The following is a 26,459-nucleotide window of genomic DNA, read 5'->3' as shown; positions in this document are numbered from 1 at the left end:
AACAGGGACCCCTTGCCGATTATGGCAGAGAGGTCCCTGTTTCTATGTGTGAGCATAACAGTAGAGCAGTAGCACTTTTACTTAAGTTAGCCCTCTTCAACAGCAACCGGATTCTCCCTATAACTATTCAAGTCGCTCCAGCTCCGCTCATATGTTATAACATCTGATTATCATAATGCCTATGTTACAATAGGTTGAAAAAGGAGGAGTCATTATTGATTAAACAAAAAATTGTGATTATTGGCGCAGGTCTTGTTGGGGCGTCCATGGCCTATCATCTAGCCAAAAGAAATCAAGATGTAACCGTTATTGAACGACATCCTGCAGCGGCGCGCGAAGTCACGGATAAATCTTTTGCCTGGATACATACGACTCATAGGGTGGCTCCCGATTACTGGCATTTATATGATGCGGCTTTGGAAGAATATCATGTACTTCAGCAAGAATTATCCGAACTGGAAATTCATTGGCGCGGAGCGTTGACTTGGGACACTCCGCCGCTAAGAGAGCAACTCCACTTTCAAAAATTAAACCGGGAGCAGCTTGAGGCATTGGAGCCGAATCTGCTGGACTATCCGGATGAAGCGATGTATGTCCGCGAAGAAGGTGCGGTAGACCCCATAGGGATAACGGAGCTGTTGTTGAACAAAGCACGGGAGTATGGAGCAAAGATTCAGTTCGATACCAACGTTACACAGCTTCAGCATGAAGATTCACGCCTGGTCGGCGTGCATACGTCCAACGGTTTTCTGGAGTCGGATGTCGTAGTATTGGCTGCAGGTACAGGCGTCCCCGAACTTTGCAACCCGTTAGGTTGCCCAGTGCCAGTAACGTCGTCGCCTTCCATTCTGATTCGGATGAAAACTGCGAATAAACTGATCCATACATTAATCTCCAATGCGCAATTTGAAGCGCGTCAACTGACAGATTATACGCTGCTGGCTGCGGAAGATTATATCGACGAGTCGGAAGAAAACGGACCAGAGGCAGTTGGTAAGAGGGCGTTCGACACGTTGCGTCGCAGTCTGAAAGATGGGAATCAACTGGAACTGGAAAGCATAAAGGTCGGGTTGAGACCAATGCCTGAAGACGGCTATCCGATTGTGGGTTTCCAAGATCACGTAAAGGGACTTTATCTAACCGTGATGCATTCTGCAATTACACTGGCGCCGCTGATTGCACGTCTGGCTGCAAGTGAAATCATCGATCGGGAATCAAGAATTGAATTAGAACCTTGTCGACTCTCCCGATTTTAGGACCATACGAAAAATAAAAGAGTACATCGCCACATGACAGATGTACTCTATATTACATAGTGCATAGCTGCTTATTTCTTTTATTCTTCCCCCGTCGCCACCGGATTTTCGACATAACTAATCACTTGATTCGGAAAGGAGACATCTTTCTATGAAGTATTACTTTCTGGAATCTCAATACCCACGTAGAGGGTTTATTAGTGGCGGAACGACCTTCACTCCCAAATTAGGTATGAATTATTTGGCGATAGAGAATCCGCTGCCAGAGGGGACAACGGCAGAAGTTGAGTTACTGTCTACGGTGCGCAATCTGAAAGTAGATTATTTTGAGACGATCACAGGAACAAGGCATGTATCAGATCGTTTTAAAACGTTGTTGGAGGAAACTAAAACAAACACACAGTTTATTCCGACAACTGTGTGTTACCACGACGGTCGTTCGGTTGAAAAAACCTATTGGACTGCACATCACCTTGATCGTTTGGATGTTTTCGATTATGAAAATTCGGAATATGGGCGCAAAGCGGTCATTGCTGCATCTGTACAACAGCCTCCACGTAAAATAGTCAAAGTTGTATCTCGAGTCGGCCTTCATGAAGAGCAAATTGGCGAGCATGAATTTTTTATGCTGGACTATATAAATATCTTCAAACCCATTATTTCAAAAGATTTTTACGAAGTATGCCGAAAACATAAGCTGAATCTGAACGTTACAGGAGTCGGAAATATAAGCATCTAAAATTCTACATGGATATAATAAAAGAACAAAAAAGCCCGCGTTTGACGTGGGCTCTTAGTCTTTATTCTTCCCCGGTAGCCACCGAATTCCCCTCATAACTGATCCAATCGCTCCAGCTTCCTGAATACAACTTCACATTCGTGTATCCCGCTTCTTCCAACGCAATTACATTCGGGCAAGCAGAGACACCGGAGCCACAATACACGATAATCGCGCCATCCTTGTCCAGCTTGCTGAAACGCTCTTCTAACACCCCAGTATCTGTCCAACGTCCATCCCAATCCAACACATCTTTCCAAAAATAATTCACCGCACCCGGAATATGTCCGGCCTTGGCATCAATGGGTTCCTCTAGACCCGCATAGCGGCGAGCATCACGGGAGTCGATTAGTACAGCTGAGCCGTCAGCAGATGCTTGCTGCACATCCTCAACACTCGCCAATAGCTCTGGCTGCACGTTCACCTCAAACGAAGCCGGAATCTGAACCGGCACATCCTTAGTCACCGGGAACTTGGCATTCTGCCAGGCGGAGAACCCTTCGTCCATGACATACACCTGATCATGTCCCAGATAACGAAGTAACCACCACAACCGCGATGCGTTCATACCACCTTGGTCATCGTAGGCAATAATGCGTGTATTCGAGCCGATGCCAGCTTTGGAGAGACGACTTGCAAGTTCAGCCGGATCTGGTAGCGGGTGACGTCCTCCATGGGTAGATACAGGAGAGGAAAGATCCTTTTCCAGATCGAGATAGACAGCACCTGGAATATGTCCAGCCTCGTAAGCTTGTCTTCCGGCATCTGGTTGACCGAGCAAGAATCGGCAATCGGCAATGACGACATCTGGTTCATACATTCTGGCGAGCAGCCAGCGCATGGATACAATATTTTTCATGAAAACACACCGCCTTATATGTAGTGGGATGGATTCAACCGGAATCTGCGTGGTGCAGGTTCCAGTTGTTTTTACAAATATCCGAATACAAACGCAAGTTACACCGCTGTAGGTTCGACTGGTCCTTTTCCAGCTAGCGGAGCATCTGAGGGAATGGGCTGTGGTTTGGTTTTGCCATACCGAATGAAGATCCATACCCCGAAAATAATGACAACTCCGGCAGACATCTGAAGCCCGTTGAGGGATTCACCGAGTAGCATCCAGGCCAGCAGAGAGGAAAATACAGGTTCCCCCAGTACCCCCATCGATACTGTCGTGGCATTCATATATTGAAGCAGCCAGTTGAAGAGATAATGTCCAAAGATCGTTGGTACGATTGCGAGCAACAGGAAAATTCCCCACTCGGAAGCCGCATAACCGCCAAACGGGTGACCATTAACCAGATTATATACCGCAAGTGTAAAGGCAGCTACGAAAAATACCCAGAAGTTATAGGAGAAGGCACTTAGTCCGGCACGCAAAAACTGTCCAAGCAGCATGTGTACCGCCACAGCGATCGTTCCGAGCAAAGAAAGAATATCCCCTCGCAGCGCTGTGCCTGCCAACTGGAAATCTCCAGCTCCAATAGCGATCGATCCGAGCAGGGCAACGCCCATACCGATGATCATCATGCGGTTAATTTTGGCTTTGAACAGCCAGACGGAACCGGCGAGAATCAATATCGGCTCCAAAGCGAGAATGACCGTTGAACTGGCTACACTCGTGAGCCGAAGCGATCCCATCCAGAGCAGAAAGTGCAGTGCCAGCATCACGCCGGATGCGAGCAGTAAAGCCCACTGTCTGAAGTTTAAACGCATCATCTCGTGCCGGTATTTCCACACAAAAGGCAGCATTAGCAGATTTGTGAGGAACAGTCGGTACATCGCAATGACGGCGACGTCGGCTGTGGACCAGCGCACAAAGATGGAAGAAAACGAAATGGCAATAATGCCGACAAAGAATAGCAGATAGATCGATCTGCCGGCACGGTTCAAGCTAGTCATGGATGTAGCTCCTTCTTGAAGTCAAATGGCGTAAATCAATTTATTATACAGGAGAATGCATCCGCAGGAAAAGCATAAGAGAAGAAATAGATAAGTAGATTGTAACCGGCCTTGTAACTATTCTGTCATTCTCACGGACTATTTTTCTATTAATCTTCTATATAGAGACATGAAACGATATAATGTACCAATAATCGGGAAAAAATGAAAGTAAGGAAGTGGCCTGGAAGTGAGAGTTCAACAACAGAGAGCGGGAGAGAGTGGCGGCATTCCGCATAGAACAAGCCGAACCAAGACGCATGGAAGAAGAAAAATCCGATATGGGAGACTGAGTGCTGCGCTGGCGCTTCTGGCACTGCTCATTATCGGTTTAACATATGCATTCATTGGCATGACGCACTGGATCAAGGATTATGTAGCACCTCCGCCAGTAGCTGCAATTGAACAGCCAACGAAGCTTGGCATGATTGAAATGACACCGGAGTCCAAAGAGGAGCCTGCGCGGTTCCAGGGTCAGGTGCGCAAGCTGGCATACATAACGTTTGATGATGGACCAAGTGTATATACTGATCAACTGTTGGATATTTTGAAGCAGCATGAGGCAAAGGCAACCTTTTTCATGATTGGACGTCAGTTGAATCAACACAAGGAAGCAGTGGAGCGGCTTGTCAAAGAGGGCAGTTATCCGGGGCTTCACAGCATGACACATAACTATAACAAATTGTATAAGAGTGGCAGCTCCTCTAACTTTGTGAAGGAGTTCAAAAAGGAGCAGAAGATGGTCAAGGATCTGATCGGTTTTACGCCGCATCTGATTCGTGCTCCATATGGCAGTAGCCCACAGATCGGAGAAGAATTCAGGGGCGACATTGCTGCGGCCGGATTCAAAATGTGGGATTGGACCACTGACTCCCTCGACTGGAATCTTCCCGGTCAGCCGGACAAAATCGTGGAACGGGTTAGCAGCAGTGTACATCGGGATAAGGAAGTGATTCTGATGCATGAGCGTGAGCAAACGGTACAGGCACTGCCACGCATTTTGAAGCTGCTTGAAGATCGGGGTTATGAGTTTGAGGTTTACGATCCGAATGCACATTGGGTATCCAATTTTAGCGCAGACACCCGCCTGTAAGAATAACAACATAGCAGTTGCAAGAGAGGAGGCACCCCGAGGTGCTTAGAAGAAAAAAGATAGCTCTGGCCGGGGTCAGCATATTGCTGGCTCTGCTTGTCAGTGCTTGCGGTCAACCACAGGAACCTGCGGCTAATCAAGTCAATCAATTAATTCTTACCGATCAGGAGATGAACCAAAGCCTGAAGGAGCTTGTACGCCATGAGCGGGAAGACATGGAATTATACGGATCGATACTGAGTAAAGGAAAGAACAAAAACAGTAATCTGGAGGCCTTGCTCGATCAGGCAGACGGACATATTGCCGAGCGAAGAACACTGCTGGAACAAGCTGAAGCGGTGATGAGCCGGACTAAAGAACAGATGGAAGAGCTGCGAACTTCGTTGGATCAGTTATCCTTTGAAAAGGAAGAGAACCTGGCTCAAGCCCACACGGTATTGGATCAGTATGAGCAAAGAGCTGCGTCATTTGAAGCGTTTGTTGCCTCCTACAGGCAGAGCCTTGATGCAGACGAGCAATTATATGCATTGATGAGAGGCAGTGTGGAGCCCAACTTGGTTAAAATCAAACGTGCGATTCGGGAACGGAACAGCCAATATGCCAAAGTTGCCGAGTTAAGACAGCAGTTTAACAAGCAGACAAAAGCTTTTAACGGAGCCAATGCGAAACTTGTGCAAATGGAGCAAGCCGGCTGAGTATTCATGGTGTCAAAGAAGCATTGAACACTTTCTATGATTGAGTGACGGGTCAGCCGTGTAAATAATACTAAGCTGTCAAGTTAACAAGTCAGGCAACATGGACAAACATCATTGCGTATAAGCTAACGGAGGTGTTCATATGCGAAATACTATGAATATTAGTGCATCATTACTTGTTTTGGTTATGGGATTCTCGCTGGTGGCCTGCGGCAATAGTAGTCCTACTGCTCAGCCACCCGCGAATAATACAGAAGAACAGACACCGACACCAGGGAAGCAGCCAGAGGAAAGTACTGTGATTGAAGCTGAAGGCATTTTGACCGGATGGGCAGACCCGCACACGGTTGAAATTCGTGTGAAAGAGGAACCGATGTCTTTCCAGGTGGGCGAAGATCTGCAGAAATCTCTGGATGACATCGACGACGAAGATTCCGTTCAATTCAAATATGTAGAGAAAGCCATTGAAGGCGATACAACGACCAAACAGCTGGTGCTTACGGAAATTGCCAAGGTCGAGTCCGATGATGGTAACGGTACGAATGCAGGCGGTAATGTTACATCTGATCGTGCCAAAACATCCGAGTTGGAAGTGACCGTGGAAGGCATGACCGAAAAGCGCGCAGTTACACTGGCTCAAGGCAAAGGATACTCATTATATGTGTTTGAACCGATGGTTTACGATGCGGATGATCAAGAATTGACCATGAAGATTGATCCGGATTACGAGGTCGAGATTGAAAAACTGTCTTCGGATTATAACTTGAATGAACTGAAGGTAGATGCAAAGAAAGAATTGTCAGAAACCGGAACGGTCAAACAATTAAGCGAGGAAGAGCTTAGCAATGGCCCGATGAAAGAGGCAAAATTGTTCATGATGTCTCAAAACAATAAGAAAACGGAGTATTTCATCATAAAAGAGCTGGATGGCAATGGATTCGCTTTCCATATCCATGCACCGGTTGGCGAACCTTCCGAGGGCTTCCTGCCTATGGTTTATGCCTCCATCAATTCCATCATGAACGAGTAAGCGTGCTTCAATAAAAAATATGTATGCCGTAAGTTTGAAAAAGCCGGAAGGAACGATGCGATAAGCATAGGTTCCTCCCGGCTTTTTTGGCCGTATGTCTATTCAGTTTGCGCGATCAACCTACTGACCTATGGTTAATCAGGTTAAGATGGTTGATTCCTGTCGCCCTTTGAGCTCTTCATAACGGGCGATAGCATGCTGATGAACGGGATGTTCGTCGGGAATTCCCATGCGTTCACGAATGAAGGCAGAGACGCCATCTTCGCGAATCAGGTGTTGGAGCTTCATGGCTTCCTCGTCGTGTTCATGATTGAACAGCATCGCGGCTGCCATAGCTGAAGTTAAATGAGGAATTTCAATTCCGAATTCGCTGGCCTGCATCGCTGGGCGAACAAGCCGGTCGTAAGGCGATAACTTGCGAAGGGGTGAGCGTCCGACCCGGGTTACCTGATCCGTCAGGTTCGGGTTGGCAAAACGTTCGAGAATCGTATCGATATATCTGTTGTGTTTCTGAGGATTAAAACCGTGCTTGGCGATGAGCAGGGCTCCGGTTTCTTCCATCACTTTGCGTACCTTGGCACGAATCGGTGCATGGCTCATTACTTGCCGGATCGTCTTGAATCCTTCAAGATATCCGAAGTATGCGGCGACGCAGTGACCGGTATTTACCGTAAACATTTTGCGCTCAATATAAGGTTCAAGAGAGTCCACGTAGTGCACGCCTTCAATTTTCTTAAATCCTTCCAGCAGTGCAGGGCGATGAACCACCCATTCATAGAAAGGCTCAACGGTAACTTGTAGCGGGTCTTTATGATCTTGAGCGGGGACGATGCGGTCAACCGCTGCATTGGGGAATGAGACATAACGTTCTGCTTTTTCCCGGGTCTCCACATCCAGAAACGGATATACCCGTTTTTTAAGCCGAGTGCTGCCTCCGATGGCATTTTCGCAAGCGATAATGTGAAGTGGCGCAGAATTATTATTTTTCATACGGAGATAGATGCCTTTGGCAATAGGTTCAGCGATATCTTCCAGTGCTGATACACCGACGGCTGTTGTGATCAGATCTGCTGAAGCAATCACTTCAGCAACGCGATCCTGTTCGTCGACATTAATGGCGGTTACGTTATTCACAATGGTTGTATCCTGATCCGCATTTGCGAGGGTAATGGGATATTCCTGCCTCTTTTGAAGCATGGCGATTTTCTTCGGGTTACGTGCGACAAAGCAGACTTCATAATCGGAAGCGGACAACATATGACCGATAAATCCGCGGCCAATATTGCCCGCACCAAAATGTACAGCTTTCATGTGTGAACTCCCCCTTTAAAGTTTGAGTTGCGAAATTCGTTCAGTCCCTAGACTGTAGTGACGAGTGGTTTCGAAATCAAATCGTTAAATTCGAGGTCGGTCAGGCATGACAGCCGTTGGTGAGGCATATCGAAATCAAGTGTCCCGGTAATGGTATTCGAGATGACTACACAGTGAATACCAGCCGCAACAGCTGAACGCGCGCCGTTAGGTGAATCCTCAATCGCTACGGCTTCGTCTGCAGTTACTCCAAGGGCTTCAAGTGCTTGATTGTACAATGCAGGATCAGGCTTCACATGGGCAACGTCATCTGCAGTGCGAATGACTTCAAAGTAATCTTTCAGCTTGAGCTGTTCCAGATGCTGTTCAACCCAGTCTCGTTTGGAGCTTGAAGCGACAGCCAGTTTCAATCCAGCTTTGCGTGCAGCTTCAAGGTAGTTTTGGATACCGGGCCGTACCTGTTCCTTGTTCATTAAGGCTGCATGATGCAGCTGAACGGATTCCCTGAACGCTTCCCGATCGATCGGAAGATTCAAATCTGTGATGAGGTACTCATAAGGATTAAATGTTTTCAGACTGGTACCGATGCATTGCGAGTACATCTCCAGGGTTAAGTCTACGCCGTGTTCCTTGTAGGCATCACGAAAAGCAACATACCATGCTGTCTCCGTATCAATAATCGTTCCATCGAAATCAAAAACCAGTGCCTTAATCATAAATTTGTTCCTCCTGTTTCAGAATTAGTTTTGGGATAAAGCTAAATGAATCTTTTTGCCAATACACACTGTAATCTTTTTAACTTGCGGTACATTAGTTGACGTGAAAACTGAGTTATAAATATTAATTTGGGAAAAAACAGGTGTAAAGGTTAATAAAACCGTAACATAGGACAAACGGAAGGGTCAAGTGCGTTATGATTGTTTACATGGAAAATTTGCACATGGATGATTTGTTTTCAGAAAATGATAAAAGTGGAAAAACGTTATGCCCTTTGCATGTAAGCGGTGTACTGGAAAACCTGTATTTTCAGTTTATACGTAGCAAACTTTTTTTAAGAAATTTGGATGATTCAACCGTTCAACAGCTTTCGACACTTTTATAATAGAAGAAAGGCAACTCAGCATAGGGTTAAAATAAATTTGCAAATCGAACTAACCTATTAAAATTCTTTACGCCATATCAAGCCATGTGGGAGAATGGAAGAAGTTATTTGACTCATAAATCGCGGAGGAGGGATCGACGATGCTGCATAAGGATCGTTTCCAAGGTTGTTTCATTGGGCTTGCCGCGGGAGATGCACTGGGAACTACAGTGGAATTCAGCAGTCCCGGCACATTTGAGCCTGTTACCGATATTGTGGGAGGCGGGGTATTCAATTTGGCGCCTGGACAGTGGACGGATGATACGTCGATGGCCCTGTGTCTGGCAGAAAGCTTGGTGAGAAAAGAGAACTTTGATCCCGGGGACCAGATGCGCAGATATACGAATTGGTATCAGGTAGGTTATATGAGCAGCACGGGAACCTGCTTTGATATAGGCGGGGCTACTCGGAGTGCCCTTGAACGGTTTGCAGCAACCGGTGAAGCGTATAGTGGTTCAACCAACCCGATGACTGCTGGGAATGGATCAATTATGCGGCTGGCACCTGTAGCCATGGCATATGCCAACCAGCCGGATCAGGCAGTGCGGTATGCCGGGTTGAGTTCCAGAACGACTCATGCTGCTGTTGAAAGTGTGGAAGCATGTGAAGTGCTGGCGGCAATATTGGTTGCAGGACTGCGCGGAGCGGACAAGGAAGTTATGTTACGGCCTGAAACCTGTCGTCAGTGGAGGGAAGAGAAATTTTTTTCACCAGCGATTGAAGAAATTGTCCAGGGATCATACCGGGATAAAGCACCGCCTGATATTCAGGGAAGCGGCTATGTTGTTCGTTCACTTGAAGCAGCGTTATGGGCATTCCATCAATCATCGACCTTTGAAGAAGGTGCGCTACTGGCAGTGAATCTGGGTGATGATGCTGACACGACGGGAGCGGTATATGGGCAAATTGCCGGGGCGTATTATGGATTAAGCGGCATTCCGATACACTGGCGAGAGAAGCTGGCCATGCGGGATACGCTGAGTGAATTGTCAGAGGCATTGTGGTCAAAGGCCGAAGCTAGATAGAAGAGACAGGAGAAGAGAACATCATATGCGTAAGACAGGGTCATCTCAAACGGAATCGCAAGTTACGAAATCTGCTAAACGAGGGGCGTTTCCTTTATCCCTTTTATGTCTGACGGTAGGGGCTTTTGCCATTGGCATGACAGAGTTTATTATTATGGGCCTTCTGCCTAATGTAGCGACGGATTTGAATGTGAGTATCCCCCAAGCAGGGCAGTTAATTACGGGTTACGCGCTTGGTGTGGCGGTGGGTGCGCCTGTACTAACCGTGTTCACACACAAGATACCGCAGAAAAAACTGCTGGTACTGTTAATGTGTATTTTTATCATTGGTAATGCATTGTCTGTTATTGCACCAACATACGGACTGCTCATCTCGGCACGTATTCTAACGGCATTTGCCCACGGTACGTTTCTAGGTGTAGGCTCGCTGATGGCGACACGGTTGGTTGCACCGGAGAGAAGGGCAGGGGCAGTATCCGTAGTCCTGGCAGGATTAACGATTGCCAACATTATCGGTGTGCCGTTCGGTACCTTCATTGGGCAGCAGCTAGGATGGCGGTCATCGTTCGGAGCCATTACCATTCTGGGCATCATCTCATTGATTGGTATCATTCGTTTCATTCCGGTGATTCAGCAGGGACCACCAGCAAACCTGGGTCAGCAATTCCGGAATCTGGTTCGCCCCCAAGTGTTATTAATATTGCTGATTGGTGCGCTGGGCTGTGGAAGTCTGTTCGCCGTGTTCACCTATATTACGCCAATGCTTGTGGATATTAGTGGTTTTGCCGAGCAGAGCGTGACCTGGATTCTGGTGCTGTTCGGTGTCGGCGTTACATTGGGTAATATGCTTGGCGGTCGTCTGGCAGACTGGAAGCTGATGCCTTCCCTAATGGTTAACTTCGGTATACTGGCAGTTCTGTTGGCGGCCTTAACGTTGACGCTGGACAATCCGTATCTTGCGGTAATCACCATCTTCTGCTGGGGCGTTGCGGCTTTTGGTATTATGCCAGGGTTGCAAATTCGAATTATGAATATGACTCGCGAAGCACCGCTGCTGGCGACCACGTCGAGTCACTCAGCCTTTAATCTGGGCAACGCAGGTGGTGCCTATTTGGGCGGGTTTGCAATTACGCATACGGGGCTCATCTCGGTACCGTTGTATGCAGCAGTTATTGCAGCACTTGGCCTTGTGGGATTATTCGTTAGCGTGACAATGGAACGCAAAAATAGGGTGCCGAAAATCGCCGATGCTGTAGAGCCGGCACCAGTGAATTAGATATAGACAGGTAGATGCAGCCTTCACTCCGCATTAACGTGTGGGATGGAGGCTGTTCTATGGAAGGATTACAGTTTCAACTAGAAAAAGACAAACCAGCCAAGTTAAAGTATTATTGGTATATCATAATAATTAGAAAGGATGGATTTCAATTTGAATAAATCATTTGCTATGTTAATAAGCTTCTTATTGGTGTTTCTATTTATAATCCCAATAAGTGATGCGAATGCCGCCGGGTCGAGCACAGTAACGACAAAAATCTACTCGTATAAAGGGCAAAAGTATGTTCAAATTATTGGCGGCGAACAAAAGGTCAGGGATAAAATAAATAAAACACTCAAAATCCATGCCGTAAATGCCGCTATACAGAATACATATCTAAAAAAACAGCAAGATTACTTTTACTGGAATACCACTGCACAGACTAAATACAATCAAAATAACCTACTATCTATTGTATATACAGATTTTAATTTCAGAGGCGGCGCGCACGGGTATGAAGAAGTAACGACTTATAATTACGATCTAACAACAGGAAAGCGACTTTACTTGAACCAAGTGCTTCAAACCAATAAACAAGCTGTTAATCTAGCTGAGGGTATTGAATCAGGCCTAAAGAGTAATGAGAATGTTTTCCCGGACAGTTTTTATAACTTTCCCTTGTCTAATACATCTAGCTATTACTACCAAAACACAGGAATTGTCATGGTATTTAACCCATACGAAGTTGGACCTTATGCGGCGGGATTTATAGAGGTGAAAGTTCCGTTCTCCAAAATTCAGTCTGAACTGAGCAGGCCATTTTTTGATTTAAATAAAAACTCCATTCAGGAGTTGAAGAGTGGGAGAGTACCAGGGTTTGAAAATATAAGTTTTGGACAAACGAAAGCAGACGTATCGAAAGCGCTGAAAAGTTCAGATCGTGAGCCCTATTATGAACCGGAAATGGGAGGACTTTTCTGGATATTTGAGGGTGTAGAGTATGCTTCCTTTAATTTTGGGGAGGGAGACACAGACCGTCTTGTCCATATTTATTTGAGTTGGAAAACCCTCCCTATGAAAACTTTCAGTGACATTGAGAAGATATTGGGAAAAGGCCAAAAGGGTGAGAACCCTGATATTCAAGGAGAATATTTACTCTCCTATCGTTTTGGGGACACTCGGGTCCATTTCGCCTCCAGTTCAACTGAGGGACTTATTCACGGCATTATAATCTCACATTACTAAGAAATGATGCTGACTTTGTAATTTCCTAGTGTCAGGGCGGAACCATTGACCATAGAAAGTCGCTAATCTAGCGGCTTTTTTACTTTCGTTGTAGGAGTTGCTAATTATTATTTCCTGTTTCCACTCGGACCTGAAAGGATCGTTATTGTGAGAAAAATAATTAATTATATTCTGATCTTGCTGATCATTTGGGTAGCGCTACTGTATCCTATTCGTTCTGCGTGGTTTGAAGGTGTAAATCAGATTCCTGAAGATCTTCATGGTGTTTATTTACTTTTCTTGTTCTTTGGCTATCTTATTTGTTCATCTGGTATGGGGCTTATGCTTTACAAGGTGTGTTTTAAACGAAAGGAATAGTAATTACAGTAGTTAAAATCATTCATTTTCCAAGGAGAAGGTGACAACTTGTACTACTACAAAGGTGCGTTCAGAGAAACGGACAATTTTATTTATTTCAAAAGCGATGTTCAATTAGCCGAGAATGATGTCGTGATATTTGGTGAGAAGAAGTATTTTATCGATAGTGTCGAGAAAGAATTCCTCATCCTACAAAAGGTGGGCTCCATCGTTTCAGTGAGTGTATAAATCTTCGTGAGCTGTGAACAAGACATATCAAAGCTTGAATAACAAATAACCTCCGCTATCCACACAATGTGCGGTGCGGAGGCATTTATCATTACATTATCCTGGAATTAATAAATTTCCAGCTCGTTAATCCGTACATACCCAGCCTGATGCGACGGTCCTTTGCGGCACACGACCCGAATTTTGGAAGTGTTGACGGGACTAAAGCTGTGTGTTCGATACGTATCTTTATTACTGGTAACCTTGACAAGGGAAACCCAGGTTGAGCCGTTCCAGTATTCGAGATCATAGTCAGCCAATACGTAGCCTTGTGTCGTGTACAAGTCAATTTTGCTTACTTGTTTGCTTTGACCAAGGTCAAGCGCAACGCTTTGAGGTAAAGGAGTATTCGCACCATTGGCCCAACTGGATGCACCGCCAAGTGCTGTGCTCCGGTCACCGTCATTTATTTTGGATAGGGAATATCCACTGAAGGTTGAGTCTGCTGTGATGGATGCGGTGCGGGCCAAATTCGGATTGCCATAAATTTCGAGTTCGTTAATTCTTACATATCCTGGCTGGTGGCTTGGTCCTTTGCGTGCGACGACACGGACTTTAGTTGTATTAACTGCTGTAAACGTGTGTGAGCGCATCAAATCCTGGTTGCCTGTTACTTGAACCAGATTCACCCAGGTTACGCCGTTCCAGTATTGTAGATCATAATCGGCAATCGGGTAGCCTTGGGAGGTATATAAATCAATCCGGTTAATGGAATTGGCTGTACGCATATCTACTACAACATATTGGGGCAATGGGGAATTTCGATCATTCGCCCAGCTATAATTTTCACCGAGTGTCGTGTTCCTGTCACCGTCGTTGATCTTTGCTGCCGAGTACCCCGAGAAGGTTGAATCAACGGTTATGGTCGCATTTCGCGCCAGATTTGTTCCTGTGCCGGGATTGGTCGATGGGTTTTTCTCCAGTTTCACCAGATTCCAGCGCAGTTCAAAGAGCTTGAACGATTTATTGAATACAGCACCCTCTCCCTTGATAAGCGCATCAATAGTAAGGGACATAGCGCTTGGCACATCCGTACTGCTTGTCCATTTTCCCGTCCCCTCAATGCCAGCGAAGACACTGACTTCCAGAATTTTTTTGCCGACAATGGTTAATCCAACCTCTGCTTTGGCACCTGCCCAGGCTGTAATCTGTCCTTCAATTTTATGGGTAACGGTCAGATACTTGTCCACACTGCTGTAGGGTTGAATTTTGATAGGGATGAAGACACGGGTTTTTCCCTTGACTCCCGCAGTTACGGTGTATCCCTGATCTACCTGGAATTCAAACGTGACGCTGCCGTCAACGCCGATTACCAGGAATACACCGACGGATACAGCGCCCAAACTGCCGGCACTAATGTTGAATCCAAAAATCGGAACTTTGACTTCCTTTTTAAATTTTGCATCGCCCTTGATGTAGATGTTGGCCTTCTCGCCAGCTGTAAATTTCAGATCATAATTGCCCCAGAATCCATATTTTCCAGTTACCTTTGGTGTAATCAGTGTAAGTTTGCCGCCTGCTTCCACATAGACTTTGTTGCCATTCGAATTTTGCTGATTCACGAGAACTTTCTTGAAATCACAGACGAATTCATTACCCGATTTGCGGCAATTGGCAAAATCATCTGTTCCGGCCGTCCGAATGATTTCGTCCAACTGCATGACAGCATCATCATTGGATGGCGCTTCCTGATTCATTTCCTGTTGGCTGCTCTGTTCTAGGGATGAAGAAGCATCGAATTGCAGAAGATCCTGAGCATCCAGTACCATGTCAGGGTCAGGCATTACGATATTCTGCTCTTCTAGAGATACTTCCTGCTCAGGAATATCGTAATAGTCGAAAACCTCCTCTACACCAGGTGTAGTGTAATCGACGAGAGTTCCGCCCGAATTGCTGGTCAGATTGGTTACTTTGATCGCACGAGCAGAGGATTGATCCAGGAAAATCTGCCCCGACACCAGACTGTTACCCAACTGGGCAGCTTCTTGTGAGGTCAGAACAAAACTGCCCTGTTCTTCAGCGGTTTCAAATACCGGGTTTACGACAGGAAGTTTTTGAGAGATGGAGGGAGGCATAGGAAGTGTGGGTTTTAACTGATAGTCAACTTGTTCGAATTGACCGGAGGACTGTACCGGATTGCTCACAGCCAATCCATCTTCAGTTACGTTAAAGGAAATGCGGAAATAGCCTTCGGTAACCGGAGAATTATAGTTGCTGCTACCTGCCCAGATCCAGCGAGCGCTTGTTTCCTCTGGCATACCGGTAATCTGGTTCCATGGGGATGTCCCGTATCTTCCGAAATCGGTGGCACGAGACCAGGAAGAGTCATCAAAATTCGACTGCTCCCAGCCCCCCGCATAACGTTCAGATACTTTCCAGTTGAAATCCGTTACGATATTTTCATCCATATAGCTAAGGTCAGCGAGCAGTCCCGCATAACTGCCCAAATCCTTGGCTTGTATTGCAATGACGTTTTTACCTGTTTGAATCTGAAGAGGGAAAGTATAAGCTCTGCTCCAATCGTTCCCTGTACCAATCACTTTGCCGTTAAGATACAATGTAAATTCATTGTCTGCCGTTAAAGTGATTGAACCTTCGTTGTTAGATGCACCATATACTTGCCCAGGCCATAGCCCTGCCAGCAACGGTAGTAGAAGAGATAGTACGAGAAAAGAAGCCCATGCCTTTTTAATCGAAGAGTATACCTTGTGCATAATCATTTTCCTCCCAGAAAATAAATGAATTGCAAAACAAATCGACTGAATGGGTATAAGCGTGTTTCTTAGAGTATGTCAAAAAGCATCTAGTCCTCCTTTCGAAATCTATAATAAGGTAAAATATTCAATTAAACAACAAAAATTTACATTTTATGCGAGAGGGATTTGGGAGAGTTTTTAACAGAAAATAAGTACAATTATGATAAGGATAGTTTGACTATTCTTGCTATCTCGGCGGTGTATTAATGAGTATAGGCATTTGGTTGCAAATGGTGGATATATTGACGGTCTGTGGCGTGCGGTAATTATGACTGAGGCTACGATTACACAAATCCGTGCAGAAAGTGATGGGAAAAAACCATACTACCCGTCCTATTTTTAATCATCGTACTGGCGGCATCTGCAAAGAATATATTCTAATTCTAAATTAATTTTGAACGAAGTTCCTCCGTTATTCACTTGTGGATAAGCTTCTACCTAACGCTGATACACCGCAACAAAAAAAGCAACTCATCCGCAGACAAGTCGCTTCCTATACTCTATTGTGATCAGTACTACCTGTAGCTTGTGCTCTCACTGCTTCGATTTATAAAACTCGTGATACAGTTTCATTAACGCCCGCTTTTCAATCCGTGATACATAGGAGCGTGAGATGCCAAGTTCCTTCGCTATTTCGCGTTGGGTGCGCTCTTCCCCGCCTGCCTCCAAGCCGAATCGGCCAATAACAACTTCCTTCTCCCGATCATCTAAGATGTCGAGATTGCGGTAAATCTTACTTTTTTCAATCTTGAGTTGCACCTTATCTACAACGTCGTCGGCTTCTGTTCCGAGAATATCGATTAATGTAATTTCATTGCCTTCTTTGTCCGTTCCTATAGGATCGTGAAGGGATACGTCTTTACGTGTTTTCTTCAGAGAGCGAAGATGCATAAGTATTTCATTTTCAATACAGCGAGCAGCAAACGTAGCTAGTTTAGTGCCTTTTCCTTGTTGAAAACTTTCAATGGCTTTAATCAAACCAATCGTTCCAATTGAAATCAGGTCTTCCTGATCTTCGCCAGTATTGTCAAATTTCTTGACGATATGCGCGACGAGGCGCAGATTGTGTTCAATAAGCAGATTACGGGAATGAGCATTTCCTTCGGCCATGAGGCGTAAATGTTTGGCTTCATCATCCTCAGCGAGAGGCTGGGGGAAGGCGTTGTTTTTGACATACGAGACAAGTAACGTTAACTCTTTAATGAACAGGGCAATTGCGGTAAACAATCCGGGCACAGATGACACCTCCTGCAGTTTTACAACGATCTGGCCTGAGCACATGTGGGAACAGGGTCGATTTATTGTATGTGGGCAGGGGCCCAGAAGTGCACGTACACTTGAAAAAGGTTTAGATGCTCAAACCAATCCGTTGAGACAATTATGGGACATTACATACGATTGTACCTTTTAAATGATCCATTATGTGAGACTAGGAACTGATGTTGTCTAGCCGATTTAACCATTTCAGAATGATCTCCACAGCTTCCAAATATCGCTGGCCAACGAGCAATCCGGTATGGGTCGTATCCCACAGCCCTGCATATTCAGCGCCTAGCTGTTCTGCAGTCAATTGACCTCTTCGCTCCTCATCATCGGATTCTACGGCTTTGATGACCAGACTCGGACATGTAATTAAATTGCCGTTGATGGATACACCGCCGCTTGACCCAAATGCCGCCGAGAACGTGAGAAAAGCCTTCGATGACTCCATCTGCAGATATTTACGCTGAAATGCAATGTCCTCCGCAGATTCGTCAATACTGCTGTGCTCTTCGCGGGCCGGGGGAGGCATAACAATGTCAGGTGTAATTCGATCACCCTCAGGATAGGGAATCAATTGATGAACTTCCTGGCTTAGACTGGAATCAATCACGACCAATCCAGCTAAAGCAATTGTCTCGGCAATCTTCTGACTGAGTATTCCACCCATGCTGAAGCCGATGAGAACAGGAGGCGTTGTGCACTCTGCCAGAACTTCGCGGATATCCTCCAAATAATCCTCAAACGTAATTTTCGTCATGTCCATTACCCGGCTTTTGTAATGACTTCTCAGGTTCATGACGTAGCAGGTCCAGCCTTGTTCAACAAAGTGGGGGATATATTTGCTCCACATCCAGCTGCCTGTATATGCGCCATGAACAAACAAGAGAGGTGGCTTTGTTACTGAATTTACCGAGTGGGGAGCCGTATCACCTGCATATATTTCAAGGTACAAATCATGTTTTCCTATCGTTTTGACTTCATGTTCAGGTAGCAATTGAGTAAAATCGATCATTAGAACCAACCTCCAAAATTAGTTTTATATCAAACTATTAATCCAAAAAAAATTAGAAGTTGCCGTGAATTTTCATCAAAATTCGAAGCAGTTCCTTTTTCTCCGCTTCAGTAACATCCGCATAAAACGCGTCCAGCATACGACGTGAAATATGTTCAAATACCGGTTTAAGTTCTTCTCCTTTTGCAGTCAATGTCACATGGACAATCCGTGAATCTTTTGCATCACGATCTTTGGCGACATAACCGTTACGCACCAATTTGTCGACAAGCGCTGTGACCGTGGATTTATCCTTGCCAATTTTTTTGGCTATTTCAGCCATGGTCATTCGGGAATTATTGTACAGGGCGTAGATAATATCCCCATGGGATGTGGCCAGATCCTGGATTCCCTGTTCAGCCATCTCGGATAAAATGAAGCGGTTGACCTTCTCTTTAATTTTGGATATGAGTGATATAGCGTCTGTCGTTTTCATATGTGTAATATAGTTTGTTATCAAACTAATGTCAAGCTCGTATTTCAATATTGGTGTGTAAAAGAGATAAAAAAGAGCAGCTAGAATAATCTCCTGCTCTTTTGGTTGTATTCCAATGTCCTTATTTTGTATATATACAATTGACAAAGATAATCATTCTCAATTATAATCCGAGAAAATGCTTTGTAAATAGCTACATTTTTATTATTCAAATTCAAGTGGAATTGATGGGGGAAGAGATGGCACAGACGGCTCAGGTTCAGAAGCAGCGTATGGGAAAAAGGGAATCCCTGATTCACAGCAAATCCGGTTTTGCAGTACTGATTGCCGCTTTAATCATCGTAATGGTTGTTTCGGTTGGGATTGCTGTATCCATTGGACAGGTGAGCATTCCGCTCGCCGATTCTTATCGTATTCTGTTGTACAAATTAACCGGATTTCAGTTCGGATCTACACCGATTGAGGCGGGGTCATTTACGGATATCATCTGGCAGATTCGCTTTCCGCGTGTACTGATGGCCATGTTTATCGGTGCCGGGTTAGCTTTGTGTGGTGCAGTTATGCAGGCTGCCGTGCAGAATCCACTTGCAGACCCGTATATACTGGGCATCTCCTCAGGAGCTTCACTAGGGGCTACGTTTGCTATTCTGATCGGATTCGGCGCGATTGGCTGGCTGGGTCAGACCGGGGTGGCCTTCTGGGCATTTGCCGGAGCGATGGGTGCATCCTTGCTGGTCCTGGCTCTCGCAGGTATTCGGGGGAAAATGACATCGGTCAAGCTGGTGCTTGCCGGGATGGTCATTAATGCACTGTGCAGTGCCTTTTCGAACTTTATCATTTATTTTGCCAACAATGCCGAAGGCATCAAGACCGTAACATTCTGGACCATGGGCAGTCTTGCCTCATCAGGATGGAACAAGCTTCCGCTGATTAGCATCGTTGTGCTCGTAGCCATTCTGTTCTTTCTGTTGCAATCCCGGGTCCTTAATACGATGCTGCTGGGTGACGAAGCCGCGGTTACGCTAGGGATTAATCTCAGTGTATATCGCAGATTGTATATGCTGTTAACGGCGCTCGTCACCGGTGTAATGGTGGCAAGCTGTGGCATGATCGGTTTTGTCGGGTTGATTATTCCGCATATTGTGAGAGGGCTGGTTGGATCTGACCATCGTAAGGTCATGCCAGTATCCGTACTATTCGGTGCCATCTTCCTGATCTGGACGGATGTTATTGCACGATCACTGATTTCCAGCGTTGAATTGCCGATCGGGATCATTACAGCGATGATTGGTGCGCCGATGTTTATGTATATGTTAGTCAAAAAAGGCTACGGTTTTGGAGGAAAATAAACATGAAACTGAATGTAGAAAATGTATCCATATCGGTGCTGAACACGGATATTATCCGGGACATTTCTTTACAGGTGAAAGGCAAGCAATTCGTCGGGCTGATTGGCCCGAATGGTTGTGGCAAATCAACGCTGCTCAAGAGCATCTATAAAGTGATCAAACCACAGCAAGGCAAAGTATTTCTCGATCATACTGACATTTTGAAATCCAGTCCCAAGGTCGTGTCCCGGCATATGGGCGTTGTGGGTCAGTTTAACGAATTGAGCTTTGATTTTACTGTGCGTGAAATGGTCATGATGGGTCGCACTCCTCACAAGAAACTGCTGGAGACGGATAATGAAAGGGATTATGAAATCGTGGAGCAGGCGTTGGAAAAGGTACATCTGACCGGCCATGCAGACCGCAATTACGTGTCCCTGTCCGGCGGGGAGAAGCAGCGTGTGGTCCTCGCCCGTGTGCTGGCGCAGCAACCTGAATTTCTGATATTGGACGAGCCTACCAATCATCTGGATATCAAATATCAGCTTCAGATCCTCAACATTGTGCGGAGTCTGGATATCGGCATATTGGCTGCGCTTCATGATCTCGAACTCGCCGCAGCGTATTGCGATTACCTCTATGTCGTGAAGCAGGGACAGATTGTGGTTCATGGCAAACCCGCCGATATTCTGACCCGTGAAATGATTGGCGAAGTATTCGACGTGGAATGTGAAATCTACGAAAATCCGGTTACCGGTGGCTTGGGTATTGCCTATTTGAGTACACGGTGAGACAAAGAACTGTCTTCAGTTGAAACTCACATGTTCTCTCATTATCTCTTCCACAATAGCTCCGGTTGCACAGGGAATTATGGAGTAAGCAGCAAAAGAAGAACTGTCTTTAAGCGGAATATATGCTTAAATGACAGTTCTTTTTGTTCCAGAGTCAAGGGTCACATGTCAAGTGTATTCAGATGCCATGCATCACCTTTTTGGAGGTGGGGCTACTCCCTCTAATCCGATGTTCCCATCGCTTTATATGTTCCTAACAGAGCTATGCGGGTCAATTGAAGCGCCATATGATGAGGTGAGTTTACCTTGCTGTCAGCAAGCCATTTGTGAATAATTCCAATGGTGGAGAAGCTGATATGATCCAGTAAAAAATCCAGAGGTACTTCTTTTTGCTCCATGCCTAATTGGGAAATTCGATCCAAAAACATCTCTCTAATCACTTCTTTCAATCGGCTGTTGAAATTCCCGGCAGGATTAATGAGTACCATCACCCGATAGAATTCATCATGTTCCAAAATATGTTCGAACAATACTGCAAAAATGGGATCTGGCTCGTTAAATGAAGGCAGGCTCCCAAGATGAGCATTCCGTTCCGCCAATAATTCCTCAAGCAGTTGAAATTTCTCATTCACCATGCTATCCAATAAATCATCCTTGTCCAGAAAGTGGGCGTAAAAGGTAGAGCGATTGATATTCGCTTGTTCGGCGATGTCCACGACACTAATTTCGGTGTAGGCTTTTTGTGGCAGAATTTTCAGGAGAGCTTTGGAAATCATCACACGGGTCCTCAAAATTCTTCGATCCACTCCACGGGATTCATTCACTTCTCATCACCTCGAAAACTACGGATTGATCAACTTTGTTGAGCCTTCAAATGGTTTGGGAATGTAGATGAATAAGACATTTCGCAACACATCGGTCAAATGCGTTGTTTAACCGTCAGATTCTGCCTAATTGATCGTTGATATCCAACAGATAATAGCTATCATAATAAATAAAACATAGCAAATCAATCGGAAAAATAAAATATAAGGATAGGAATGAGGACATACCTATGGAACTGTTTTGGTTTATTCCCACACACGGGGATGGCAGGTATCTTGGAACAAAAGAAGGAGCCCGGGCGGTCAGTTATCACTACTGCAAGCAGGTGGCACAAGCCGCGGATGAACTAGGATATGCCGGTGTTTTGTTACCTACGGGAAAGTCGTGTGAAGATGCGTGGATTGTGGCTTCATCGCTGATTTCTTCCACGGAAAGGCTCAAGTTTCTCGTCGCTGCGCGTCCGGGACTGATGATGCCTACTACAGCTGCCCGCATGGCCGCAACACTGGATCGTTTCTCCAAAGGAAGACTGCTGATCAATGTGGTGGCTGGTGGAGATCCCATTGAGCTTGAAGGCGAAGGGCTGTTCCTGGACCACGATGAGCGCTATGTGTTAGCTGATGAATTTCTGACCATTTGGCGCAAGGAATTGCAGGGAGAGGCGGTTGACTATGAAGGCAAATATCTGAAGGTTAAGGGTGGTTCCGTCCTGTATCCGACCATCCAACAGCCACATCCACCACTCTATTTTGGAGGTTCCTCGGATGCTGCAATGGAAGTGGCAGCAGATCATGTCGATGTATATCTAACGTGGGGTGAACCACCAAGTCAGGTGCAAGCTAAAATTCATCAAATGCGGGAGCTGGCTTCGAAAAGAGGAAGAAGCATTCGTTTTGGCATACGTATGCATGTTATTGTACGTCCGACAGCAGATGAAGCATGGAAGGCCGCAAATGAGCTAATCTCCCATCTGGATGAGGATACAATAGCCGCTGCCCAGAAGATCTATGCCCGCATGGATTCCGTGGGCCAGCAGAGAATGGCCAGGCTGCATAATGGGGATCGCTCCAACCTAGAGATTAGCCCCAATCTGTGGGCGGGGATCGGATTGGTTAGAGGTGGTGCCGGAACCGCACTTGTGGGTGATCCCGATCAGGTGGCAGCCAAAATCAGAGAATATGAAGATTTGGGGATTGAGACTTTCATTTTATCCGGTTATCCGCATCTGGAAGAATGTTATCGTACGGCCGAACTGCTGTTTCCAAAACTTCAGTACTCGCAACATGGAGAATGCGGCGATCATTCCTTTGTTGGTCCATTTGGAGAGATCATTGCCAATAACAACATTCCGGACCACCCGGTCAAAACGGAAGTTACTTTTAAGTCCTAATTTCATAAGGGATTACCAGTGAAAATTAAAAGACACCTGAATGAATCCTTCGGGTGTCTTTTTCATTTACTGTATCTTGGAGTCAATGGGGCGCGAGTGTCCGTCCTGGATGACCTCCTGGAACAGTTCCTTGGATTCCGTGGGCCATGTACCTTGCTTCAGGAGTGCTTCCAGATCACCTATGGTTACTGGGCGTGCGTGCCGTTTGAGCACGTATCCGAGTTGTCCGTTTGGCTCCACCGTGGCCGTTTCCAGATCGGCAATACTTGTAATTCCTTTTTCCCGCAGTTGCATCTCCAATTGGTCCACGGAAAAGCGCATGCGTTTCAAATTCGGCAGATTTAACTTCCCATCTTCCACAACAACCTTCGATTTTCCGCTCATCAGTTTTTCAAACCAATTAAATTTCAATTGCAATTGTTCAACGATCAGAAGTGTGAGGATAAACACCGCCGCTGATCCGATCGCTTTGCCTAACTCATGATTCGCAATTGGCTGCACAATCGTTGTTCCGATTGAGATAATAATGACCGTCGTGGCTACACTCATTTGCGATATGGATTTACGTCCAGCAATCCGCAACAGAATCATGCCAATCAGTACAAGCAAGATGGATTTCCATATCCAGTCCATTGGTTGTATTCCTTTCTGTACCAAATCATGTGTCGTATTTCTTAGCCTGTTCCTGATCTGGTTGAAATATACAATTGCTTAGGACAAGAGATGTGGATGAGGAAAATAGTCCCGACATTATAAGGACCATTATACTACATCCTAAAATAAGGAAATGACCGATATTATTATGGAGAGCTTTATTCTAACAAAATGAGGAGTGATACAACGTACAATGTATACAAACATGATACAAAAGCATCTTTCCCAAGGAGATATGGAAGGCGTTGTTAAACAAATATCATATATTGGTGAAAAAAAGGATATAACTCAATTCGCTTTCTTGATTGAACTCCTGAAATCTACGGACAACACCATATTACGCAACACAATTGCTATCGCTTTATCTGACATTGGAGATGATCGAGCAGTTGAACCGTTAATTGAAGTCATCACCGACTCCAAGACATCAGGAAGCAGAGGCACATTGCTATACGCTCTTGAAAATCTGGATTACATAGTACATATTGAGAACATTATTCCATTTATCGGTGATTCCAGTCTGGAAGTGAGCGCGCAGTCATTTATGTTGCTGGAACAAATGATGGATAGGTTATCGGATTTACAAAACCTTAGGTGTCAACAAATTATTGAAATGCAAATCTCACATAACCCAAGCAAGCTTCTGGAAGTAGCATTAGACATGTTGAAGAAATGGAGGTATCAAGTGTAGAAATTAGATGAACACGTTTCTTTCAATCTGACCTCCCTATCGTTTACAATAAGGAATTGAATGCAGCATACGAAGGAGCGGGTCATATTGGCAAAGCAGAAATACTATGTCGTCTGGGCAGGAAAGCAGCCTGGCGTATACAGCACATGGGCTGAATGCAAAGCACAAACGGATCATTTTACCGGAGCAAAATATAAATCGTATGAATCGAAAGCTGCCGCAGAAGAGGCATATCGTGCAGGATGGAAAGGAAACTGGGGTACTGGTGCCAGTGGTTCAGGCGCTTCTTCAAAGACGAAGTCTGGCAGCAGCGGAAGAAGTGCGGGCATGGAGACCTCCGCAGAAATTGACTATGACAGCATCTCGGTTGATGTTGGTACGCGTGGGAATCCAGGGCCGGTAGAGTATAAAGGCGTAGATACCCGCACGGGTGAGATTATTTTCTCCGTTGGGCCAATCTCCAAAGGTACAAATAACCTCGGGGAATTTCTGGCCATCGTACATGCCTTGGCGTATCTCAAAAAAGAGGGCAGTAGCAAGACGGTTTATACGGACTCCGTCAATGCGATGAAATGGTTGAAGCAAAAAGCGGTGTCCACCACACTCGCAAGGGATGCCTCCACCGAAGAGATCTGGCTGATGATTGACCGTGCAGAGCAGTGGCTCCGAACGAATACGTACAGTAATAAAGTGCTAAAATGGCAGACCAAGCAGTGGGGCGAAATCAAGGCAGATTACGGCCGAAAATAGCCCTATTTCTCTACAATTTCTGTATTATTAATTTTCTATGAGAAACGATGTTTACAATTTCCAGTTTCCATTCTATAATCAGTTCATTATGATAAGTTACACATATGAAGGAGCCTGTCATCAGCGGGCTCTTTTATATTTATGGACCTTAAAATCCATAAAATGTTGAAAGAGTATACTTTGCAGGAGGCAGACATGAGTTCCATTTATAGAAGTGAAGAAGGCAAGAGCAGCATACTTGAGGAATACGAAGCGTATGTTGAGCAATTGGGCGAGGATTTTACACGAGAGTACGTCGAGACACGTTTTGGACAAACGCATGTTTTATTAACAGGTCCAGAAGACGGTAAGCCGCTATTTATTCTTCAGGGCGGAAATTGTGTGAATCCGATGACGTTGTCATGGTTCTCTTCTCTTTTCAAAGATTACCGGATTATCGCGCCGGATACGATCGGTCATCCAGGCTACAGTGAAGAAACACGAATTTCGGCAAGGTTTGATAGTTTGGCTTTGTGGATTTCTGATTTGCTGGATCACTACAAGATCGAAAAAAGTGCGTTTATCGGTCCTTCCTTTGGAGGCGGAATTATCCTAAGACTGGCAACTTACATTCCGGACCGAATTGCATGTTCTGTTCTGGTAGCACCCGCTGGACTGGCCGTGGGATCCAAAATTAAAATGGCTCAGGATATCGTGTTGCCACTTGTAACGTACAAAATGACTTCTTCTCCAACTTCTTTGCAAAAGATCGCGGATATCATGTCATGCAGTTGTATGAAAGAAATAGATAAAAATATAATCGGGAAAATCTTCAAATACGTCAGTCTGGAGCAGGATATGCCCAAGCTTACAGAGCAGGACGAGTTGGTGAATTATACATCGCCAACTCTGCTGCTGGTGGGAGAAAAGGATGTTTTTTTCCCGGCAGATAAGGTCATTGAAAGAGCGCAGAAGATTATTCCGAATGTCAAAGCAATCAAATACGACACAGGTCATTTTCCGTCTCAAGACGTGTTGATGCAGATGAACCAAGAAATTCAGCAATTTTTACAGAAGAATTATTAAATTTAGAATTTTTTTAATATTTCCGCATGGTTGTGATTCAAATTGCATCATTTGGTTTATAT

Annotated in this window: 25 protein-coding genes; 15 read left to right on the top strand and 10 right to left on the bottom strand. The window is 45.3% G+C overall.

Going from position 1 to position 26,459, the window contains the following annotated elements:
- Nucleotides 1-215: 215 nt before the first annotated feature.
- The gene (locus tag RS891_RS23490) at nucleotides 216-1,256 is read left to right on the top strand and encodes an NAD(P)/FAD-dependent oxidoreductase (RefSeq protein ID WP_315793335.1); all 1,041 of its coding nucleotides are present in this window, start codon (nucleotides 216-218) and stop codon (nucleotides 1,254-1,256) included.
- A gap of 151 nt (nucleotides 1,257-1,407) precedes the next feature.
- Nucleotides 1,408-1,995: an imm11 family protein gene (locus tag RS891_RS23485; protein ID WP_315793334.1), complete on the top strand. Its 588-nt coding sequence runs from the start codon at nucleotides 1,408-1,410 to the stop codon at nucleotides 1,993-1,995.
- A gap of 61 nt (nucleotides 1,996-2,056) precedes the next feature.
- On the opposite strand, the gene RS891_RS23480 is transcribed toward RS891_RS23485, so the two are convergent.
- A complete protein-coding gene (locus tag RS891_RS23480; protein WP_315793333.1) occupies nucleotides 2,057-2,893 on the bottom strand; it encodes a sulfurtransferase in 837 nt (278 codons plus the stop codon).
- Nucleotides 2,894-2,991: 98 nt separating this feature from the next.
- A complete protein-coding gene (locus RS891_RS23475) occupies nucleotides 2,992-3,936 on the bottom strand; it encodes a DMT family transporter (protein WP_315793332.1) in 945 nt (314 codons plus the stop codon).
- Between the two features lie 229 nt (nucleotides 3,937-4,165).
- Between RS891_RS23475 and RS891_RS23470 the strand changes: the two genes are divergently transcribed.
- From RS891_RS23470 to RS891_RS23460, 3 genes are all read left to right on the top strand, one after another.
- Nucleotides 4,166-5,068, top strand: coding sequence for a polysaccharide deacetylase family protein (locus RS891_RS23470; protein WP_258530664.1), 903 nt, complete (start codon nucleotides 4,166-4,168; stop codon nucleotides 5,066-5,068).
- Nucleotides 5,069-5,109: 41 nt separating this feature from the next.
- Nucleotides 5,110-5,763, top strand: a complete 654-nt coding sequence (locus RS891_RS23465) for a YkyA family protein (protein WP_315793331.1) — start codon at nucleotides 5,110-5,112, stop codon at nucleotides 5,761-5,763.
- Between the two features lie 142 nt (nucleotides 5,764-5,905).
- Nucleotides 5,906-6,793, top strand: coding sequence for a hypothetical protein (locus RS891_RS23460; protein WP_315793330.1), 888 nt, complete (start codon nucleotides 5,906-5,908; stop codon nucleotides 6,791-6,793).
- A 138-nt stretch (nucleotides 6,794-6,931) separates the two neighbouring features.
- On the opposite strand, the gene RS891_RS23455 is transcribed toward RS891_RS23460, so the two are convergent.
- Nucleotides 6,932-8,104 carry a mannitol-1-phosphate 5-dehydrogenase gene (locus RS891_RS23455; RefSeq protein ID WP_315793329.1) on the bottom strand — a complete coding sequence of 391 codons (1,173 nt, stop codon included), beginning with the start codon at nucleotides 8,102-8,104 and terminating at the stop codon, nucleotides 6,932-6,934.
- 47 nt (nucleotides 8,105-8,151) lie between these two features.
- Complete coding sequence (locus RS891_RS23450) at nucleotides 8,152-8,820, bottom strand: HAD family hydrolase (protein WP_315793328.1); 669 nt, start codon at nucleotides 8,818-8,820, stop codon at nucleotides 8,152-8,154.
- Nucleotides 8,821-9,346: 526 nt separating this feature from the next.
- Between RS891_RS23450 and RS891_RS23445 the strand changes: the two genes are divergently transcribed.
- The 4 genes from RS891_RS23445 (at nucleotide 9,347) to RS891_RS23430 (ending at nucleotide 13,358) form a co-directional block, all read left to right on the top strand.
- Complete coding sequence (locus RS891_RS23445; RefSeq protein WP_315793327.1) at nucleotides 9,347-10,270, top strand: ADP-ribosylglycohydrolase family protein; 924 nt, start codon at nucleotides 9,347-9,349, stop codon at nucleotides 10,268-10,270.
- Nucleotides 10,271-10,295: 25 nt separating this feature from the next.
- Entirely contained in the window at nucleotides 10,296-11,546 is a 1,251-nt protein-coding gene (locus tag RS891_RS23440; RefSeq protein WP_315793326.1) for an MFS transporter, read from the top strand.
- Between the two features lie 153 nt (nucleotides 11,547-11,699).
- A complete protein-coding gene (locus tag RS891_RS23435; protein ID WP_315793325.1) occupies nucleotides 11,700-12,773 on the top strand; it encodes a DUF3298 and DUF4163 domain-containing protein in 1,074 nt (357 codons plus the stop codon).
- 405 nt (nucleotides 12,774-13,178) lie between these two features.
- Nucleotides 13,179-13,358 (top strand): hypothetical protein, encoded by a 180-nt coding sequence (locus tag RS891_RS23430; RefSeq protein ID WP_063565447.1) that lies wholly within the window; start codon nucleotides 13,179-13,181, stop codon nucleotides 13,356-13,358.
- Between the two features lie 107 nt (nucleotides 13,359-13,465).
- On the opposite strand, the gene RS891_RS23425 is transcribed toward RS891_RS23430, so the two are convergent.
- The 4 genes from RS891_RS23425 to RS891_RS23410 form a co-directional block, all read right to left on the bottom strand.
- On the bottom strand, nucleotides 13,466-16,111 hold the full coding sequence (locus RS891_RS23425; RefSeq protein ID WP_315793324.1) for a galactose-binding domain-containing protein: 2,646 nt from the start codon (nucleotides 16,109-16,111) through the stop codon (nucleotides 13,466-13,468).
- A 576-nt stretch (nucleotides 16,112-16,687) separates the two neighbouring features.
- Nucleotides 16,688-17,389 carry an RNA polymerase sporulation sigma factor SigK gene (gene sigK / locus RS891_RS23420; protein WP_113053693.1) on the bottom strand — a complete coding sequence of 234 codons (702 nt, stop codon included), beginning with the start codon at nucleotides 17,387-17,389 and terminating at the stop codon, nucleotides 16,688-16,690.
- Between the two features lie 193 nt (nucleotides 17,390-17,582).
- Nucleotides 17,583-18,428: an alpha/beta hydrolase gene (locus RS891_RS23415; RefSeq protein ID WP_315793323.1), complete on the bottom strand. Its 846-nt coding sequence runs from the start codon at nucleotides 18,426-18,428 to the stop codon at nucleotides 17,583-17,585.
- Between the two features lie 52 nt (nucleotides 18,429-18,480).
- Nucleotides 18,481-18,927 carry a MarR family winged helix-turn-helix transcriptional regulator gene (locus RS891_RS23410; protein ID WP_315793322.1) on the bottom strand — a complete coding sequence of 149 codons (447 nt, stop codon included), beginning with the start codon at nucleotides 18,925-18,927 and terminating at the stop codon, nucleotides 18,481-18,483.
- 248 nt (nucleotides 18,928-19,175) lie between these two features.
- Here RS891_RS23410 and RS891_RS23405 point away from each other — a divergent pair, with 248 nt between their 5' ends.
- Nucleotides 19,176-20,252: a FecCD family ABC transporter permease gene (locus tag RS891_RS23405; RefSeq protein WP_315796412.1), complete on the top strand. Its 1,077-nt coding sequence runs from the start codon at nucleotides 19,176-19,178 to the stop codon at nucleotides 20,250-20,252.
- A gap of 2 nt (nucleotides 20,253-20,254) precedes the next feature.
- Nucleotides 20,255-21,022 (top strand): ABC transporter ATP-binding protein, encoded by a 768-nt coding sequence (locus tag RS891_RS23400; RefSeq protein ID WP_113053695.1) that lies wholly within the window; start codon nucleotides 20,255-20,257, stop codon nucleotides 21,020-21,022.
- Nucleotides 21,023-21,243: 221 nt separating this feature from the next.
- On the opposite strand, the gene RS891_RS23395 is transcribed toward RS891_RS23400, so the two are convergent.
- Nucleotides 21,244-21,846 carry a TetR/AcrR family transcriptional regulator gene (locus RS891_RS23395; RefSeq protein ID WP_315793321.1) on the bottom strand — a complete coding sequence of 201 codons (603 nt, stop codon included), beginning with the start codon at nucleotides 21,844-21,846 and terminating at the stop codon, nucleotides 21,244-21,246.
- A 230-nt stretch (nucleotides 21,847-22,076) separates the two neighbouring features.
- Here RS891_RS23395 and ssuD point away from each other — a divergent pair, with 230 nt between their 5' ends.
- Nucleotides 22,077-23,237: an FMNH2-dependent alkanesulfonate monooxygenase gene (gene ssuD, locus RS891_RS23390; RefSeq protein WP_315793320.1), complete on the top strand. Its 1,161-nt coding sequence runs from the start codon at nucleotides 22,077-22,079 to the stop codon at nucleotides 23,235-23,237.
- Between the two features lie 66 nt (nucleotides 23,238-23,303).
- Here the strand turns inward: ssuD and RS891_RS23385 are convergent, their stop codons facing one another.
- Nucleotides 23,304-23,870, bottom strand: a complete 567-nt coding sequence (locus tag RS891_RS23385; RefSeq protein ID WP_315793319.1) for a DUF421 domain-containing protein — start codon at nucleotides 23,868-23,870, stop codon at nucleotides 23,304-23,306.
- Nucleotides 23,871-24,084: 214 nt separating this feature from the next.
- On the opposite strand from RS891_RS23385, the gene RS891_RS23380 reads away from it, so the two are divergent.
- The 3 genes from RS891_RS23380 (at nucleotide 24,085) to RS891_RS23370 (ending at nucleotide 26,397) form a co-directional block, all read left to right on the top strand.
- Nucleotides 24,085-24,582, top strand: coding sequence for a HEAT repeat domain-containing protein (locus tag RS891_RS23380; RefSeq protein WP_113053699.1), 498 nt, complete (start codon nucleotides 24,085-24,087; stop codon nucleotides 24,580-24,582).
- Between the two features lie 87 nt (nucleotides 24,583-24,669).
- Nucleotides 24,670-25,332, top strand: a complete 663-nt coding sequence (gene rnhA, locus RS891_RS23375; protein WP_063567948.1) for a ribonuclease H — start codon at nucleotides 24,670-24,672, stop codon at nucleotides 25,330-25,332.
- Nucleotides 25,333-25,527: 195 nt separating this feature from the next.
- The gene (locus RS891_RS23370; protein ID WP_315793318.1) at nucleotides 25,528-26,397 is read left to right on the top strand and encodes an alpha/beta fold hydrolase; all 870 of its coding nucleotides are present in this window, start codon (nucleotides 25,528-25,530) and stop codon (nucleotides 26,395-26,397) included.
- Nucleotides 26,398-26,459: the final 62 nt, after the last annotated feature.

Source organism: Paenibacillus sp. BIC5C1 (assembly GCF_032399705.1).
Classification (GTDB): domain Bacteria; phylum Bacillota; class Bacilli; order Paenibacillales; family Paenibacillaceae; genus Paenibacillus; species Paenibacillus taichungensis_A.
Note: the sequence above shows the minus strand (reverse complement) of the source record. Positions and strands in the feature narration are given on the sequence as shown.